Here is a 15,377-nt window from a genome sequence, read left to right on the forward strand (position 1 = left end):
CATGGATCTGGCACTGACCGAAGAACAGACGATGCTGCGTGACACCGTGCGCGAACTGCTGCACCGGTTCTACGACAGCGAGGCCATCACCAAGGCGGGTGACACCGATCCCGGCTGGAGCCGCACGGTCTGGAAGCAACTCGCCGACCTCGGCGTCCTCGGCCTCACCATCCCCGAGGAGGACGGCGGCGTCGGCGCGGGCCCCGTCGAGGCGATGCTCGTGCAGGAGGAACTGGGCCGTGCGCTTGCCCCCGAACCGGTGCTCGACGCCGTGGTCGTTCCGGCCGAGCTGATCCGGCTCACCGGCAGCGCCGATCAGCGCCACCGGCTGCTGCCCGCGCTCGCCGAGGGCACCGTCCTGCTCGCCTTCGCCCATGCCGAACCGGGGCAGCGCTGGCCGTCCACCGAGGTCACCACAACCGCCGAGCAGCAGGGTGATTCGTACACCCTGACCGGTGTGAAGAACCCGGTCCCGCGCGGCGATTGCGCCGATCAGCTGATCGTCAGCGCGGTACTTCCCGGCGGCGGTGTCGGCCTGTTCCTGGTCGACCCCACCGGCTCCGGCGTGCAGCGCCGCACCTACCGCACCTTCGACGGCCGCCGCGGCGCCCAATTCGATTTCGCCTCGGCCCCGGGCGAATTGCTCGGTGACACGGTCGACGCGGCCGAACAGATCGCGCTCGCCCAGGGCTACGCACAGGCGGCGCTGTGCGCGGAATCGGTCGGCGCTATGCAGGTAGCCCTCACCCTGACCACCGACTACCTGAAGTCGCGCAAACAGTTCGGCGTAACCCTGTCGAAGTTCCAGACCCTCACCCAGCGCGCTGCCGACTGCTACGTCTCCCTGGAACTGGCCCGCAGCATGAACCTCTACATCACCGCCGCCCTCGCCGACGGTTCCAACGACCCGATCGTCGCCTCCCGCGCCCGCCTGCAGATCGGCAAATCCGCCGCCCACATCGGCCGCGAGGCCATCCAGATGCACGGCGGAATCGGCGTCACCGCCGAATACCCGGTGAGCCACTACGTCGCCCGCCTCACCGCAATCGGCCAAACCCTCGGCGGCGAACTGGAACACCGGCGGGTGCTCGCCGACCGAGTCGGCAGTTACGATCTGCCGGAGTTGTAGACAGACCGAGAATGGTGCGTGCCCGCATGGGTGAGCACCATTTTCATGTCCGCCTGACCTACTTCGTTTTTTCCGCCTTCGTCGACAATAAGCAGGCTCATTGCCTCTACAGAGAGAGGCTCATCGATTGTTCCCAATCCCTCGCGTCGCGTAGCAGTGGTCCCACCACCGCGCATGCACCGCACAAATAGAACATCCACCGCAATTCTTCACACTTGTAGACCGCTTCTTCATGCGAGTCCACCCAGACGCACACAATATTTCCGAAAACCTTGGTCACGTCCCACCATGCCCACTCGCGCTGGCGTGGATCGAAGGAGAACAACATATCTTGGATCGTCCACTCTTCGTCACCTCGGTGCGCTGCGTAACGTAGGCCGGCTGATTCCCAGGCTTCTCGCATCCACGGCAGGATATCCGCTTCTGAAATGTATTCGGCGTCGAAATCGGCCTTGAGTGATGCGTTGGATCCGGCACTCATGCACTCACGCAGTCGGCGGCCGAATCGATCGATATCTTCAAACGTCACTACCTCCACGTAGAACGCCGACAGCTGTCCGTGGGCGTCCGAAGGACGGTGGAAGATCCTGGTCAACTCCGTCGATGTCATCTGATCACTCTCCCAGATCCAGGGATAACGGCGTCGAGAAGGGCCGAGAAATTCGTGCCGCCGAACAGATCTGCAGGGATACCGTAGAGGTCGGGACCGACTTTGGGGTCATCGATCTGCGGCTTTCCCGAGGACGAGATGTTCCATTCCCTCCGGCTCACCCCGCTAGGTCGACGCTGCCCAATAGCTGTATTGCGGATCTCGTCCAGGAACGAACGCGGCACGTCGAAGGCGACAATCTGGCTTCCTGGTCCTCGGAAGGACTCTGAATGTGCGATGTTGTTACTCATATTCACATGTAGCATGTTGTCGCCAGAGATGCTGATACTCCCGTCGGCGCCGACCTGCACCCGCTCGCTATGGCCCCCCTCCCTCTGGGTCCGATATATGGTGACGCGGCATTCTTCCGCTACAAGCCCTAGAGGGTCTATCCAAGTTAGTGAATTGTGTGGATAGGCAAAGGGGTTCGGTGCAGGCAGGAGGCCGAGCGGGTCTGGCGTCAGATAACGGCCAGTAGCGGGTTCGTAGACTCGGTGGAAATTGTAATATAGTGAACTTTCGGGGTCGTATATTTGACCGGCGAATCGTAGGGGAGTTTGCGCATCTCCGTGCCAAATGGTTGTTCCCCAAAGATCGCTGGTTTTATAGGCGTTCTGTTCAGCGTTCGTCGGGTTTACTAGTTCGAGTGGTGTTCCGACTAGGTCGGTAATGATCGCAACGAATTCGCGGTCGATGGCAACTTGGTCGGTGGTTTGGGTGAGGGGGGTGTGGGTGCCGGGTTGGTAGTGCCAGCGGGTGGTGGATTCGGGGGTGGTTTGTTCGGTGAGGGTGGTTGCGTCCCAGGTGTAGTCGGTGCGGTCGAGGATGGTGCCGTCGGTGGTGCGGTGTTGTTTGGATGTGCGGCGGCCAAGGGGGTCGTAGGTGTAGTGCCACCATCGGTGGTCGGGGGTCCAGACGTCGGTGAGTTGGTCGAAGCTGTTGTAGCGGTAGTGCCAGGTGGCGGGTTTTCGGGAGAGGCGGATGATGGTTTTTCGGATCAGGCGGCCGGCGCTGTCGTAGTGGTAGGTGGTGCGGCCGTTTCGGATCAGGAGGTTGTTGCGGTATTCGCGGCGGCCGGAGTTGGTGGCATGGGCGGGGGCAGTCGTCGAGTCCGGGGTGTCGTTGCTGGTGATGTTGCTGAGAGGGTCGTAGGTGTAGCGCTCGGTGACCTGGTTGTTGCGGGTGAGGGTGGTCACCCGCCCGATCGGGTCGAGTTCGTAGTTGCGGCTGATCGATGCGCTGTCGTGGTGGTGGGTGGTGTGGTTGGTGACGTACCCGTCTGGGCGCCAGGCGTACTCGTCGGCGCGGAGGGTGCTCGGTGGGGTACGGGGGGTGGAATCGAGGCCGATGTTGAACAGGCGGTGTGGGTGGGCGGTGACGGTTCGGCTGGTGGGGAGGCCGATCGGGTTGTAGGTGGTGTCGATGGCGAGTTCGTCGAGTTGCCAACGGGTGAGGCGGCCGGTGAGGTCGTAGGTGAAGTCGATGTTGTGGCCGTCGGCGGTCATCCCGCCGGGGCGGCCTGCGTAGTCGAAGGACCAGTGGGTTTGGGCGCCGCTGGGGGTCGTGCGGCGGGTGCGGCGGCCGAAGTCGTCGTGGTCGAACCGCATCGGCGGTTGGTCGTCCACTTGCTGTGAGGCGAGCAGGCCGGACTCGGTGTAGGTGAACTGAAGTGTGTGAGAGAGGGTTTCGCCGGTGCCGTTGGTCGCGGCGAGTAGACGACCCGACACGTCGTGGGTGTAGTGGATCCAGTCGCGGGAGTCGGTGGTGATCGCGGTCAGGCGGCCGAGGATGTCGTAGGCGTGGTGTCGCGTGATGCCGGTGGCGGGCGTGACCGTGGCGGTGCGCCCGGCTGGGTCGTGGCCGTAGTGGGTGGTCGCGCCCGTGTAGTCGGTTTGGGCGATCAGGTGACCCGCGGGATCGTAGACGTAGCGCCAGGTTTCACCGTTGGGATTCGTGACGGAGGTGAGGCGGCGTTCGGTGTCCCAGGTGTAGGTGGTGGTCGCGCCTGCCGGATCCGTGCGGGCCGCGAGGAGGTCGAAGGCGGTGTAGCTGAATCGGGTGACCCCACCGGCAGGGTCGGTGTGGGTGAGGAGGTTGTCCTCGCCGTCGTAGGTCCAGGTTTCGCGGTGACCGTCCGGGAGGGCGCGTTCGAGTAGTTGACCGGTGGGCGAGAACCGGTGGGTGGTGGTCGCGCCGAGTGCATCCGTGATCCGGTGCGGGCGGCCGAGCCCATCGCGTTCGATGGTAATCACCGATTCCAGCGCGTCGGTGATCCGGATCGGTAGACCCGCCGAGTCCACGTCGATCGTCGTGGTCGCACCGTTCGGTTCGGTGATGGACGCGACGGCGCCGCAGGGGTGGTGGGTGAAGGTGGTGCGGGCGCCGGTGGGGGCGACGACGGCGGTGAGATTGCCGTTGGTGTCGTATTCGCGGCGGAGTTCGGTGCCGTCGACGTCGGTGATGCGGGTCGGGCGGTTGCGGAACAGATATTCCAGACGGATGGTGTTGCCGTCGGGCCGGGTGACGGACGCGACGTCGCCGTCGTCGGTGTAGGTGTAGCGGGTGACCGCGCCGTCGGGGGCGGTGACTGTCAGCGGGTTGCGGTCGGTGTTGTAGTCGGTGTGGGTGCGGGCGCCGTTGGGATCGCGGACGTCGCGCGTGCGCAGGTCGGTGTCGAAGCCGTAGGTTGTCGGTGCGCCGAGGGAATTGGTGTGCGTGGTGACTCGACCGGTTCCGTCGGGGAATGAGGAGTAGTCGAATTCGGCGTCGAGGACTCCCGCGATGCCGCGCTGACGAGTGACTCGGCCGGCCTCGTCGTAGGTAGTGACCATGTAGTTGTCGTTGGAGTCGGTCCACGACGTCATACGGTCGGCGTGATCATAGGTGTACCGGGTGGTCGCACCTACACCATTGGTGACGGCGACCAACTGGCTTGCGGTGTAACCGAATTCGCGGATCGTGGCAAGGTGGCCGCCGGACGGACCGAGGATGTCGAGTCCGGTGACGCGGCCACCGGCGGTGCTGACGGCCACGCGGTAGCCGCCGGTGTGGGTGATCTCGGTCGGCGCACCGTCGCTGTCGTAGTGGAACCGAATGCGGTTGTGGTGGCGGTCGGTGATGGCCGAGATCGCATAGTTGCCGAGGGCGACATCCAGGCCGGCCCGGACGGGTTCGGGGGCGAAATGCCAGATCAGTTCGCGTTCGGGATCCCAGACCCGGTACCCGCCGACGTCGGTCCGGGTCAACGTCCAGCGCGACGCACCGGAGAGCGGCGACACCGGTGCATCGGGTTCGGCGTGGGGATAGAGGAGCGTTACGCCGTCCTCTCCGACGAAGATGACGCCATGGTCGTCGACGATGACTCGCATGTCGAGGGTCGCCGACCAGGACGGGCCGAACCAGCGGCCGAAGCGGTAGTTCGAGCGGTGCCGACGCTTCAGGATCAGCGGCAGGACACCGGGCAGGTTCAGATCGAGTTCGGGGAGGAGGAATTCACCGGTGGCCGCGTCGACGGGGTCGTTGCATTCTTCGATGTCGTCGTCGGTTCGGTTGTGCTCGACCGGATTCTCTGTGGTGGATTCGCGGATCTTCTCGGGATCGTCGACATGTTCGGAAGAGTCCGACTCGTCAGCTTCGGACTTGTCGACTTCTTTGTCGCTCTTGTCGTGGTCGCCGTTCGAGTTATCGGTTCCGCGCTCTCCGGAATCCGGATCGGAGGAGGAATCACCATCGCCGCGCGCGGGAGACGGCGTGGCGGGGGTGTCGTCGTCGGGTCGATGGCTCGTACCGGAGTCGTGGTCGGGCGCCGATCGTGAATCACCGTGCCACTGAGGTGCGTTCGAATCCGGCGTTGCGCGTGGTGAAGGGCTGGGCGTGGCTCTGTCTTGGTCCGGTGCATTGGCGTGCTCGTCCGGCTTCTGCTGGTTCCGGTCGGTTTCGGTATCGCCGGCCTGGCGGTTGTCAGGTGTGGCGGCGGGGCGCGGGTCCGGTGTCCGGGTGGTCGCGGTTGATTCCGGCGCGCGGGTATTCGGCGTCGGAGACAGGGTCGCCACTGGAGTGAACGAATCCCGTTGGGGGCCCGTTGCATCCGAGCGGGCCGGGGTAGCCGGATCGGATCGGTCGTGATTCGATGCCGAGCCCGCGTCACCGCCTGTGTCGGCCCGGGCAGGTGGCTGCCGAGTCGAGTCGGACTCGGGACCGGGTTGGTGCGGAGTCGATGTCGACCCGGTGTCGCCGTCCGCGTCGGTCCGGGCGGGCGGTTGTCGAGTCGAGTCCGAGGCGGGGGTGGAATCGACCGATCCAGGGGCGGGCCGGGTAGTGCCCGGATCCGGCTCGCCGACTCGGGTCGGCGGCTCTGCCCGGGGTGCATCGGCAGTGGTCTGTGTCGGGTTTTGGGTGGTCGGCGGGTCGTTGCCTGGGTTGCCGACCGGAGAATTGGAATCCTGGGCTGGGCGGGTGGGGTTGGGATCGGTGCCGGGTTGGCGGGGTGCCTCGACAGTTTTGGCGTTGTCGTCGGGATCGGGTTCCGGGCCGTCGGTATGGACCGGAGTGCTCGGCCGATCGTCGGCGTCGGTTCGAGCGGGGGTCGGGTTGTCGGAATCTGGTCGTGGCGGCGGGGTTTCGGTGTCAGGGCGTGTGGTCGGCGGAGCCGCACGCGGTTCCGGGGTGTTGTGTAGCGGAGTGCCGGGAGCGTTTTCCTCCGGCGCTTCCTGGCGAGTATCGGGTCGCTGTACCGGCGATTCCGGCCCAGCGTCGGGCCGAGCCCCGGCGTCGACGCCCGATTGCGGACCGGCGTTGGACCCGTCCGGCCCGGCCCGGGGCGCTGGGGCGTGCGAAGAGTTCTCGCCGTCGCGATCCGCGGTTTCGGTACTGCCGGACTGCTCCGGTGTAGCCCCGTCGGGGCTGTCTCGATCACCCCCGGGCAGGCGGCGACCGACGTCGCTGAGCTTGTCGATCGCCGACAACACCGGCTTCGCCGCGCCTCCGCCGCCGGTGGCAACCGTGACCAGAAGATCGCTCGTGATAGAGCCTGCGAACTCGAACGGGTTCGCGCGCGCTTCCGAAAGGATCGCATCGACAGCTGCACCGGGGTCTGCGGCCGCGACCACCAACCCGGTCCCCAGATCCGACATCTTCGACAGGTAGTCGGCGGGATGGGTGATGTTGTAGGCATCTCCTGGATTCACCTGCCGGACGAATTGCACGAGCCCCGTCAGGCCGGTCAGTACGCCGGACTCGAAGCTCAACTTGGCGTGCTCACCGATATCGGCCAGATCCGACAGGTTCGCCGCCATTCGCGACGTGAACGGCGGCGTGGTCGGCGCCTTGCCGGTGGCTTCGGCGATCTTGGCGCTCGCCTCGCTTGCGGCGTTATCGCGTTGGGTTCGAGCGAAATTGAGGATCTGGCGTGCGTTGTCTCGCAGCGCGGTCCAGGTATCGGGCAGCGGGCCGACCTGTTTTTGCTGATCGCCGGTGAGCGAGTTCCACCAGTCCTTCTTGGTGCGTTCCTCGGTCAGGGCCCGTTCCCATTCGGCGATCGCATCCGCGGCACGGGCTTGCGCGGCGGTGACCGCTGCGGACCAGCTGTCGAGGACACCGGCGGTCACGGTGAACGATTCAGCGGCATCCCACCACAACTTCGGCTGCTGGTCGTAGACGGCATTGAACGCGTCCGCGCCCGCCCCGGTCCAGTCCGCGGCGTCGATCGTTTTCAGTGCGTCGCCGGTTTTGGCGATCTGGATCGCCATCTCACGCAGCGTGGTCGCGGCATCGGTGATGACTGTCGGTTCGCCGCGGATCAGTTCCTTCGGATCCTTCGTCTCCCCGAGCGCGCGCTCTTCGACTTCACCACCGGCGGCCGAGACGAGTTGGTCTCCGAGATCGTCGAGTGACTCCGCCAGACTGTCCATGCCGAGCTTCTGCGCACCGGTCGAGGCGACGTCGAGGACGTCGTCGGCGAGTGCCCCGGCTTTCTCGACAGCACTTTCCACCCCCCGGCCGAACAAGTCGCCGAAGCTGTCGAACACCCCCACCGATCAGCCCGAGGGATCCAGAATCGCGCCCGCTTGCTCGGCGGCCCCGGTGTTCCAGCCTGCTTCGGGTAGGCCATTGTCGCCGGGGGCGGCGTAGGAGTACGGGTCGAGCGTCGAGAGATTGGCCATGGCTTGCGGGCCGACGGCCTGCACCACCTGCCAGTTCTTGTCAGCGTGCGCGGCCGCGTCTTCGAAGGACTTGGAGCTGTAGTCGGCGTTGAGCGCCATATTGATCGGATTGTCCGCAAGGGTTTCGCCCCACGTCCGCTCCTTGATCTCCGCGCTGGACAGGTGGGGATTGCCGAGCAGGTGGGTATACATCTGCTTGAACGTGTCGGAGCCCTGCTGCTCCATCATGTAATACCGGCCCGCCGCCAATCCCACCGCTTCGGCGATCGAGTTGCCGGACTGCACCAGATACCGCACGCCCCATGACCAACGCTCGGTGAACTCCTCGAACCCCCTCTGCACCACGGCTTTCCCGGCCTCTAAGCCGGACATGGTGAGCAGCGCGAAGCCGCGCCCCGAGGACGCGGTCTCCTTGACCCCGATCTCCGACAGCTCGCTGATGATCCCGGTGATCCCCTGCGCCGCTTGAATCAGCACTTCCGGTGAGACTTTCAGTTCATTCGCCACGACCGCCCCGCTTCGTCGCCTGACATCCGGGGCTCGCCATCGAAGACGGTTGTGGGAACGCTGCCGGCGCGTTGTCCACCGTGCACGACTCGCATAGAGCGGACGGGTGGCCGAATCCGGCGTAGAACGAGTCGATCGATCATGAAATCCCGCCTCCCCCAATGCTTCTGGCGATCGCGCCCCCCGCGGGCGATCAATCAGCAGCATAGCGAGGTGGGAGCTACTCTGCCAGTGGTGGCATCGCAGCCGCAGAATCCTTCGCCTAGCTACGGCCTCGGCAGCTCTAGTCGAAGCCCCCGCTGAACAAACCGAGGACCCCTTATGGTTGATCGCGACTATCTGTTGTCGCGGGAAGAACTTCCCATTCGTTTCGACTTCAAATTCAGGCCTTGGCGCTACAAACTATCGTTATCGGAACTGGAATTGCGAAGCTTCGACAAAGGTGCAACTCCGGTATTCGTATCCATCAGGTTCCACGCAGTCATCGCCATGCAGTTGAAGACGGTCTTCACTTCGCTCACTCTCTCCAACGCCGATACCTCGCAATCTGCCGAGCTGCGACGAATTGCAGACATCGATGACAGCAGGTGGTCTCGAGTGCGGTGCTTCGCGCTGACCTCTACAGGAGTGGATAGCCTTGTCGCGTGTACCGGCTACGCGGTCCGTATCTACCCGTCCGGGTTCCCGGCAGACGGCCGGGGGAACTTCGGTCGGTGAGCGAGAGTCGGTGGATTCACATCGTGCCGGCCTAGCGGCGGCGCCGAAAATGCATGTGGAAGTTGTCGTGTTCAGTCGCGAGTGCGGCGATTGCGGTTCGTGGTCAGCCGTCGGCCTGGGTGGTTGTTGGTGCGGACGACGTGGGGGAAGGGGCGCGGGTGGTGTTGTCGTGGGCGTTGGTGGTGGGGAAGTCGGAGTCTTCGAACTCGCCCTCGTAGGTGGGGCGGGTGCGTGGCGGGCTCACCGTGCGGGTGGGGGCTGTGGTGCGCGGCGGGCGGGTGGTGGTCGGTGTCGAGTCCTCGGTGGTGGTCTCGGGGGACTCGGTGGTCGTTTCCGGCGGACGGGATTCGGTTGTCGCCTCGGTGGGGTGGCTCTCGCTCGTCGGATCGTCCGGTGCGGGGGTTTCCGAAGGGGAGGTCTCGGTGGAGCTGAGGCTGAAGGGCTTGCGCGGCGACATGTACGGGGCGATACGCCAGGTCGGTGACGGCGGGATCGAGACGCGGACCGTGGTGGAGGTCGGGTCGTCGGCGACCTGGCTCGGTGCCGCGGCCAGTCCGGCCTGCAGCGGTGGCGGCGTCACGTAGACGTCCTGCTGTCCGACGCCGCACGCACCGATCACGATCAGTCCGAGCGACACCGCGCCAACAGCGATTGCCGGACCTACGAGCTTGGCCCTGCTGTCTTCCATCGCCTTGTACTCCTCGTCGGCTTCGGGTCGCCTCACAGTAGTGCAGCCCCGGAAAATCGGCTCATTGTAAACATGAATGATTCAGATATCGGATTGGTCTCGTACGCGTGTCGTGGTGACGTGTCGCGGGCTTTCGTAGCGTGAGGGTCGTAGCGTGTGTGAGCAAAGTTACGCATGAGACGCCCGGACCGAAACCCCTGACGCGCGAGGTTTGCGCGACGCAAGAATCAGATCGGCGTCATCGAGGAGAGTCTGATGGGAGCTTATTCGACACCCCGGCTGGAAACGGCCGAGGCGAACCCCGATCCGGCCACCGAGGCCACCGAGACCCCCGACACCGCAACCCCGCCGGGCAACGGCGCGTTCGCTGTCGTGGCCCGGGTACTCGGCTGGTTGTTCTTCGTCGGCGGACTCGTCGGCGCCGGCCTCGGCATCGCCGGGCTGCACGTGGAGATCACGGTGGCGGGCCTGATCCTGGCCTGCACGGCGGGGCTGATCCTGCTCAAGCTGCGCGCCGATCAGGAGCCGCGCGAAACCGCCTGAGCCACTGCATAATCCGATTCCACCACCGACGGGTAGGCGCTACCGTCGATGTGGTGCGAATCGATATCACCGGTGACGCCGCCCGGTTCCTGCCCGAGGCCGAAACCTTCCTGCGCCGTGATGCCCTGCGCAACACGGTGATCGCGAGCAGCGTCGTCAACCAGATCAACGGCAACTTCTCGGGCACCCGATTCCTGGCGGTGCGCGACGAGGACGTCGTCGGGCTCGCCCAGTGCACCGACGACGGCCGCGCCTACCTGGGCGACCTGCCCGCCGCGAGCATCCCGGCCGTGGTCGACACCCTCGTCGAGCACATCGAGAGCCTGCGCAGCGTCGAGGGTTCCAGCGCCGAAGTCGAGGCATTCCTCGCCCACTGGTCGGCGGCACACCGCGGCACGCACCGCCTGGACTACACCGCGCGGCTCTACCGGCTCGAAACCCTGCACGCACCCGAGGTTCCCGGCCTCGCCCGGCAGGCCACCGCGAACGACGTGGAGCTGTGCCTGGCATGGTTCGCCGACTTCGACCGCGAGATCGGTGCCGTGCGTGCCCTCGACGAAGAACGGGCGCTGCGGCTGATCGGACGCGGGTGGTGGTGGCTGTGGGAGGTCGACGGTGCCCCGCGCAGCTTCGTCGCCCGGCAGACCGGGGTGTTCGGCTGGGCGCGAATCGGGCCGGTCTACACCCCGGCCGCATGGCGCGGCAACGGGTACGCCAGTGCGCTCACCGCGGCGGTATCGGCGGCGATCCGGGCCGAAGGTGCCGACGTGTGCCTGTTCACCGATCTGGACAACCCCACCTCGAACAAGATCTACGAGAGAATCGGATTCCGGCCCGTGCGTGACTTCCTGAACTACGAACTCAGCCGCTGAGCGCGGCGACGATCACCCAGCCGACGGCGACGAAGAGCGCGATCAGCGACAGCCAGCCCATCACCGAGCCCTGCCAGCGCGAGGTCCGCTTCGGGCCGAGATAGGCCTCCGCGACGGACTTCTCCGGCTTCTTCCTCGGCACCTGCTGAGGCGGGGCTTGCCACTGCTGTGGTGGGGGATAGCTGGGCCGATACGCGGCGGGCGTGGGCGCCTGGTGCACCGGAAAACGCGGTGCGGCGACGGGAGCGGTGGGCACTCGGCCGGCGGCGACGGGAGCGGTGAGCGCTCGGGCGGCGGCAGCGGCGAACTCCGCGCAGGTGGCGTACCGGTGTTCGCGGCGCTTGGCCATCGCGCGCGCGAGCACCGCGTCCATCGCCGGTGACAGATCGGGACGCAAGGCGCTCGCACGCGGCGGCGGCTGTTGCAGATGACCCTGGATCACCGACACCGGATTCGGCGCATCGAAGGGGGTGGCCCCGGTGAGCAGCCGGAACAGGGTGCAGGCCAGCGAATACTGGTCGGCGCGACCGTCGAGCGCGACACCGGTGAGCTGCTCGGGCGAGGCGAAAGCCAGGGTGGCGGTGAAGCTTCCGGTCTGAGTGAGCTTCGCGGCATTGTCGTCGTGCAGGCGGGCGATGCCGAAATCGGTGAGATACACCCGCTCGGCGCCGTGCACCGATTCGATCAGGATGTTGGCCGGTTTCACATCGCGGTGCAGCACGCCACGGCTGTGCGCGAAGTCCAGCGCCGCAGCGGTTTCGGTGACGATGTGCACCGCCCGCGCCGGGTCGACCGGATCGGGCAGCGACGCGGCGTCGGCACCGTCGATGTAGCGCATCGAGATCCACAGCTGGTCGTCCTCGACACCCCGGTCGTACACGGTGACGATATTCGGGTGCTCGAGCTGGGCGACCAGATCGGCCTCACGTTCGAACCTGGCCCGGATCTCGTTGTCGAAGAACAGCTCCCGGTTCAGCAACTTCATCGCGGTGCGCCGGGGCAGGCGCGGATGCCTGGCCAGATACACCGAACCCATGCCACCACGGCCGAGTAGCCGCTCGATGGTGTACCCGGCGAAGACACCCGTCGTTTCCCGCATCAGTTCAGCGGGGCCGAACGCCACCAGCGCAGCACGTCCTCGGGCTCGCCGTAACTGTCGGTGAACATCAGGAACTGGGCCCGATCCGGGTCGCCGGTGAACACGGTGATGATCTTGTTGCCGTTGTCGGAGTACTTGTAGTTGGTGTACTGCTTGCCGCCGTTGGTGTCGGTCGACTTGGTGTTGGCGGGCAGGCCGTCGATCACCGCCTGCACGTCGGCGGCCGAGTTGTACACGTAGAAGCGGTAGAACGGGTCGTTGTCCTGCTCGTCACCGCCGCCGTAGCAGCGCCACTGCCACGCCCACGAACCGAACTGCGGATCGCCGTCGTTGTCCGTCGGGGTGTAGCTGGGATCGGTCTCCCAGCAGGTGGCGCCGTTGTAGCCGGTCTCGCTGTCGGCATCGGGCGGAACCATCCGGCTGAACTCGGCGCTGATCGCGGCGGCGTCGGGGGTGACGTGCTTGGCCGCGGTGGTCGAGGTCGTCGACGTGGTCGCCGTGGTGCTCGAATCGCCGCCGCTCGCCGCGACACCGATGCCGATCAGCAGGGCCAGCACCAGCACGACGGCGATCACGATGCCGACGATCAGCCCGGTGTTGGACTTCGACGGCGGCCGCTGCGGGTACTGGGTGTAGTTGCCGCCCGTGGGCTGACGCGGCGCCGCGAACTGCGGGTGCGACTGCTGGCTGTAGGCGCCGCCGGTGTGTGGCGCGGGTGTCTGGTTGCGCATCGGCGGCGCGGTCATCGGGCCCTGGGTGTGCGCGGCCGTACCCATCGGACCGGCCGTCATCGCGTTGCCGGTCATCCCGGCGCCCGTCATCGGGCCCTGTGCCGCAAGGGGATACGGCGAACCGGTGTGCGGGATCGCGCCACCCGTGGTGGGTCGGGGGCCGCCGGTGATCGGCATCCCCGGTCCCGTGCTCGGACGGGCGAGCGGCAGCGCGGGTGAGCTCGGATTGTTCAGCGCGGCGATCGCGGCGGCGGCGAAATCCGAACACGACGCGAACCGGTCGTCGGGGCGCTTGGACATCGCCTTGGCCAGCACGCCGTCGAGCGCGGGCGGCAGCCCCGGACGCACACTGCTCAGCGGCGGCGGCGGTTGCTGTAGATGACCCTGGATCACCGCGGCCGGGTTGGTCGCCGCGAACGGGCCGGACCCGGTGAACAGCCAGAACAGCGTGCAGGCCAGCGAATACTGGTCGGAACGGTGATCGAGGGCGGCGCCGGTGAGCTGCTCGGGGGAGGCGTAGGCGAGGGTGGCGGTGAAGGTGCCGGTCTGGGTGAGATGACCGGTGTCGTCACGCAGGCGGGCGATGCCGAAGTCGGTGAGGTACACGCGTTCGCCACGGCCCGCGCCCGAGCGGGCGAGCAGGATGTTCGCGGGTTTCACGTCGCGGTGCAGCACACCCATGCCGTGCGCGTAGTCCAGCGCGTCGGCGGTCTCCTTCACGATCTGCAGTGCGCGCGCCGGGGGCAGCGACTGCGGTTCCACCGAGGCGGCATCGATACCGTCGATGTACTGCATGGAGATCCAGAGCTGCTCGTCGTCGAGGCCCCGGTCGTACACGGTGACGATGTTCGGGTGATCCAGGCGCGCGACCAGGTCGGCCTCACGTTCGAAACGCGCACGCACTTCCTGGTCGAAGAACATCTCGCGGTTGAGCAGCTTCAGCGCGGTGAGCCTCGGTAGGCGCGGGTGCTTGGCGAGATAGACCGAACCCATGCCACCGCGGCCGAGCTGCCGTTCGATGACATAACCGGCGAAGACATCTCCGTTGGCCAGCATGTCTGCTCCACTTCCCGCCGTGCGCCGGGACCCACCAGCGCACGCGCGTACCGAAAATCATCGAAACCATAGCAGTCGGTGACCACACCGACGGGGCCCGCGAACAGCGGGCACACGATCACGGTGGGCGCCGGTGCTGCGGCGGCACGATGTAACCGGGATGGTTACGGCCACCGGGGAAGTCGATGGTTCCCGGCCGGGTGGCCGGTCGCCGCGGCGGGATCGGATTCCCACCCGTCGACGGGCGCTGGGTATGCGGCTGTGCGACGTGCGGATACGGCTGCGCGGGCGTCGGCGGTCGCGGCGTCGGATAGGGCCGCGGGGTTTCCCTGGCGCGCAGCACCACCCCGCTCGCGGTGTACTGCGGCTGGTGATGCCACGGTCCCGGCACGGCGAACAGCGCCGCCCTGGCCGCCTCGGCGAACTCGGTGCAACTGGCGTACCGGGCCGCCGGGTGCTTGGCGGTCGCCCTGGCCAGCACCGCGTCCAGCGTCGACGGCAGGTCGGGGCGCAGGCTGCGCAGCGGCGGGACCGGGGTGCTCATGTGCGCCTGGATCACCGCCGCCGGGCTCGGCCCGGGGAACGGCACCGAGCCGGTGAGCATCCAGAACAGGGTGCAGGCCAGCGAGTACTGGTCGGCGCGATGGTCCATCGGGCCACCGGCCAGATGTTCGGGCGCGGCGTAGGCGAGGGTGGCGGTGATGGAGCCCGCCGAGGACAGGGTGGTCTCGCTGTCGCGCACCGCCGCGATGCCGAAGTCGGTGAGAACCACTCGCTCCGGTCGGCCGATGGGCGGTTTGGCGAGCAGGATGTTCGCCGGTTTCACGTCGCGGTGCAGGACCCCGCTCGCGTGCGCGAAGTCGAGCGCGGTGGCGGTCTCGGCGGCGATCTGGACGGCGCGCCCGGGGGTCAGCACGTTCACATCGGCGGTCGCCACATCGGTACCCGCGACGAACTGCATGGAGATCCACAGCTGGTCGTCGTCGGTGCCGCGGTCGTAGACGTTGACGATATTGGGGTGTTCGAGCTGGGCGACCAGGTCGGCCTCGCGTTCGAACCGGCGGCGGATCTCCTCGTCGGACGACAGATCGCGGCTGAGCAGCTTCAACGCGGTGAGGCGTGGCAAACGCGGATGCCGGGCCAGATACACCACGCCCATGCCACCGTGGCCGAGCACACGCCGGATCGTGTAGCCGGCGAACACGTCGCCTTTGACCAACACGCG

The 15,377-nt window shown here is 66.6% G+C and carries 11 protein-coding genes; 4 read left to right on the plus strand and 7 right to left on the minus strand.

Going from position 1 to position 15,377, the window contains the following annotated elements:
- Nucleotide 1: 1 nt before the first annotated feature.
- Nucleotides 2-1,129: an acyl-CoA dehydrogenase family protein gene (locus tag ACWEVR_RS02705; RefSeq protein ID WP_452465547.1), complete on the plus strand. Its 1,128-nt coding sequence runs from the start codon at nt 2-4 to the stop codon at nt 1,127-1,129.
- A gap of 106 nt (nt 1,130-1,235) precedes the next feature.
- On the opposite strand, the gene ACWEVR_RS02710 is transcribed toward ACWEVR_RS02705, so the two are convergent.
- Genes ACWEVR_RS02710 through ACWEVR_RS02720 form a run of 3 tightly spaced genes read right to left on the minus strand, consistent with a single transcriptional unit; the run spans nt 1,236 to nt 8,446 of the window.
- Nucleotides 1,236-1,739 (minus strand): hypothetical protein, encoded by a 504-nt coding sequence (locus ACWEVR_RS02710; protein ID WP_452465548.1) that lies wholly within the window; start codon nt 1,737-1,739, stop codon nt 1,236-1,238.
- A complete protein-coding gene (locus ACWEVR_RS02715) occupies nt 1,736-7,810 on the minus strand; it encodes a putative T7SS-secreted protein (protein WP_452465549.1) in 6,075 nt (2,024 codons plus the stop codon). Before ACWEVR_RS02715 ends, ACWEVR_RS02710 begins: the two co-directional genes overlap by 4 nt.
- A gap of 3 nt (nt 7,811-7,813) precedes the next feature.
- Complete coding sequence (locus ACWEVR_RS02720; RefSeq protein WP_452465550.1) at nt 7,814-8,446, minus strand: hypothetical protein; 633 nt, start codon at nt 8,444-8,446, stop codon at nt 7,814-7,816.
- A gap of 321 nt (nt 8,447-8,767) precedes the next feature.
- Here ACWEVR_RS02720 and ACWEVR_RS02725 point away from each other — a divergent pair, with 321 nt between their 5' ends.
- Nucleotides 8,768-9,163 carry a hypothetical protein gene (locus ACWEVR_RS02725; RefSeq protein ID WP_452465551.1) on the plus strand — a complete coding sequence of 132 codons (396 nt, stop codon included), beginning with the start codon at nt 8,768-8,770 and terminating at the stop codon, nt 9,161-9,163.
- A 103-nt stretch (nt 9,164-9,266) separates the two neighbouring features.
- Here the strand turns inward: ACWEVR_RS02725 and ACWEVR_RS02730 are convergent, their stop codons facing one another.
- Nucleotides 9,267-9,851: a hypothetical protein gene (locus ACWEVR_RS02730; RefSeq protein ID WP_452465552.1), complete on the minus strand. Its 585-nt coding sequence runs from the start codon at nt 9,849-9,851 to the stop codon at nt 9,267-9,269.
- Between the two features lie 255 nt (nt 9,852-10,106).
- Between ACWEVR_RS02730 and ACWEVR_RS02735 the strand changes: the two genes are divergently transcribed.
- Nucleotides 10,107-10,394: a hypothetical protein gene (locus ACWEVR_RS02735; protein ID WP_452465553.1), complete on the plus strand. Its 288-nt coding sequence runs from the start codon at nt 10,107-10,109 to the stop codon at nt 10,392-10,394.
- Between the two features lie 53 nt (nt 10,395-10,447).
- A complete protein-coding gene (locus ACWEVR_RS02740; RefSeq protein WP_452465554.1) occupies nt 10,448-11,266 on the plus strand; it encodes a GNAT family N-acetyltransferase in 819 nt (272 codons plus the stop codon).
- Here the strand turns inward: ACWEVR_RS02740 and ACWEVR_RS02745 are convergent.
- The 3 genes from ACWEVR_RS02745 to ACWEVR_RS02755 form a co-directional block, all read right to left on the minus strand.
- On the minus strand, nt 11,256-12,365 hold the full coding sequence (locus ACWEVR_RS02745) for a serine/threonine-protein kinase (protein WP_452465555.1): 1,110 nt from the start codon (nt 12,363-12,365) through the stop codon (nt 11,256-11,258). The two genes, ACWEVR_RS02740 and ACWEVR_RS02745, sit on opposite strands and share 11 nt — an antisense overlap.
- Entirely contained in the window at nt 12,365-14,152 is a 1,788-nt protein-coding gene (locus tag ACWEVR_RS02750; RefSeq protein WP_452465556.1) for a protein kinase domain-containing protein, read from the minus strand. Before ACWEVR_RS02750 ends, ACWEVR_RS02745 begins: the two co-directional genes overlap by 1 nt.
- A gap of 118 nt (nt 14,153-14,270) precedes the next feature.
- On the minus strand, nt 14,271-15,374 hold the full coding sequence (locus ACWEVR_RS02755; protein ID WP_452465557.1) for a serine/threonine-protein kinase: 1,104 nt from the start codon (nt 15,372-15,374) through the stop codon (nt 14,271-14,273).
- Nucleotides 15,375-15,377 lie beyond the last annotated feature (3 nt).

It is taken from the genome of Nocardia sp. NPDC003979 (genome assembly GCF_053605015.1).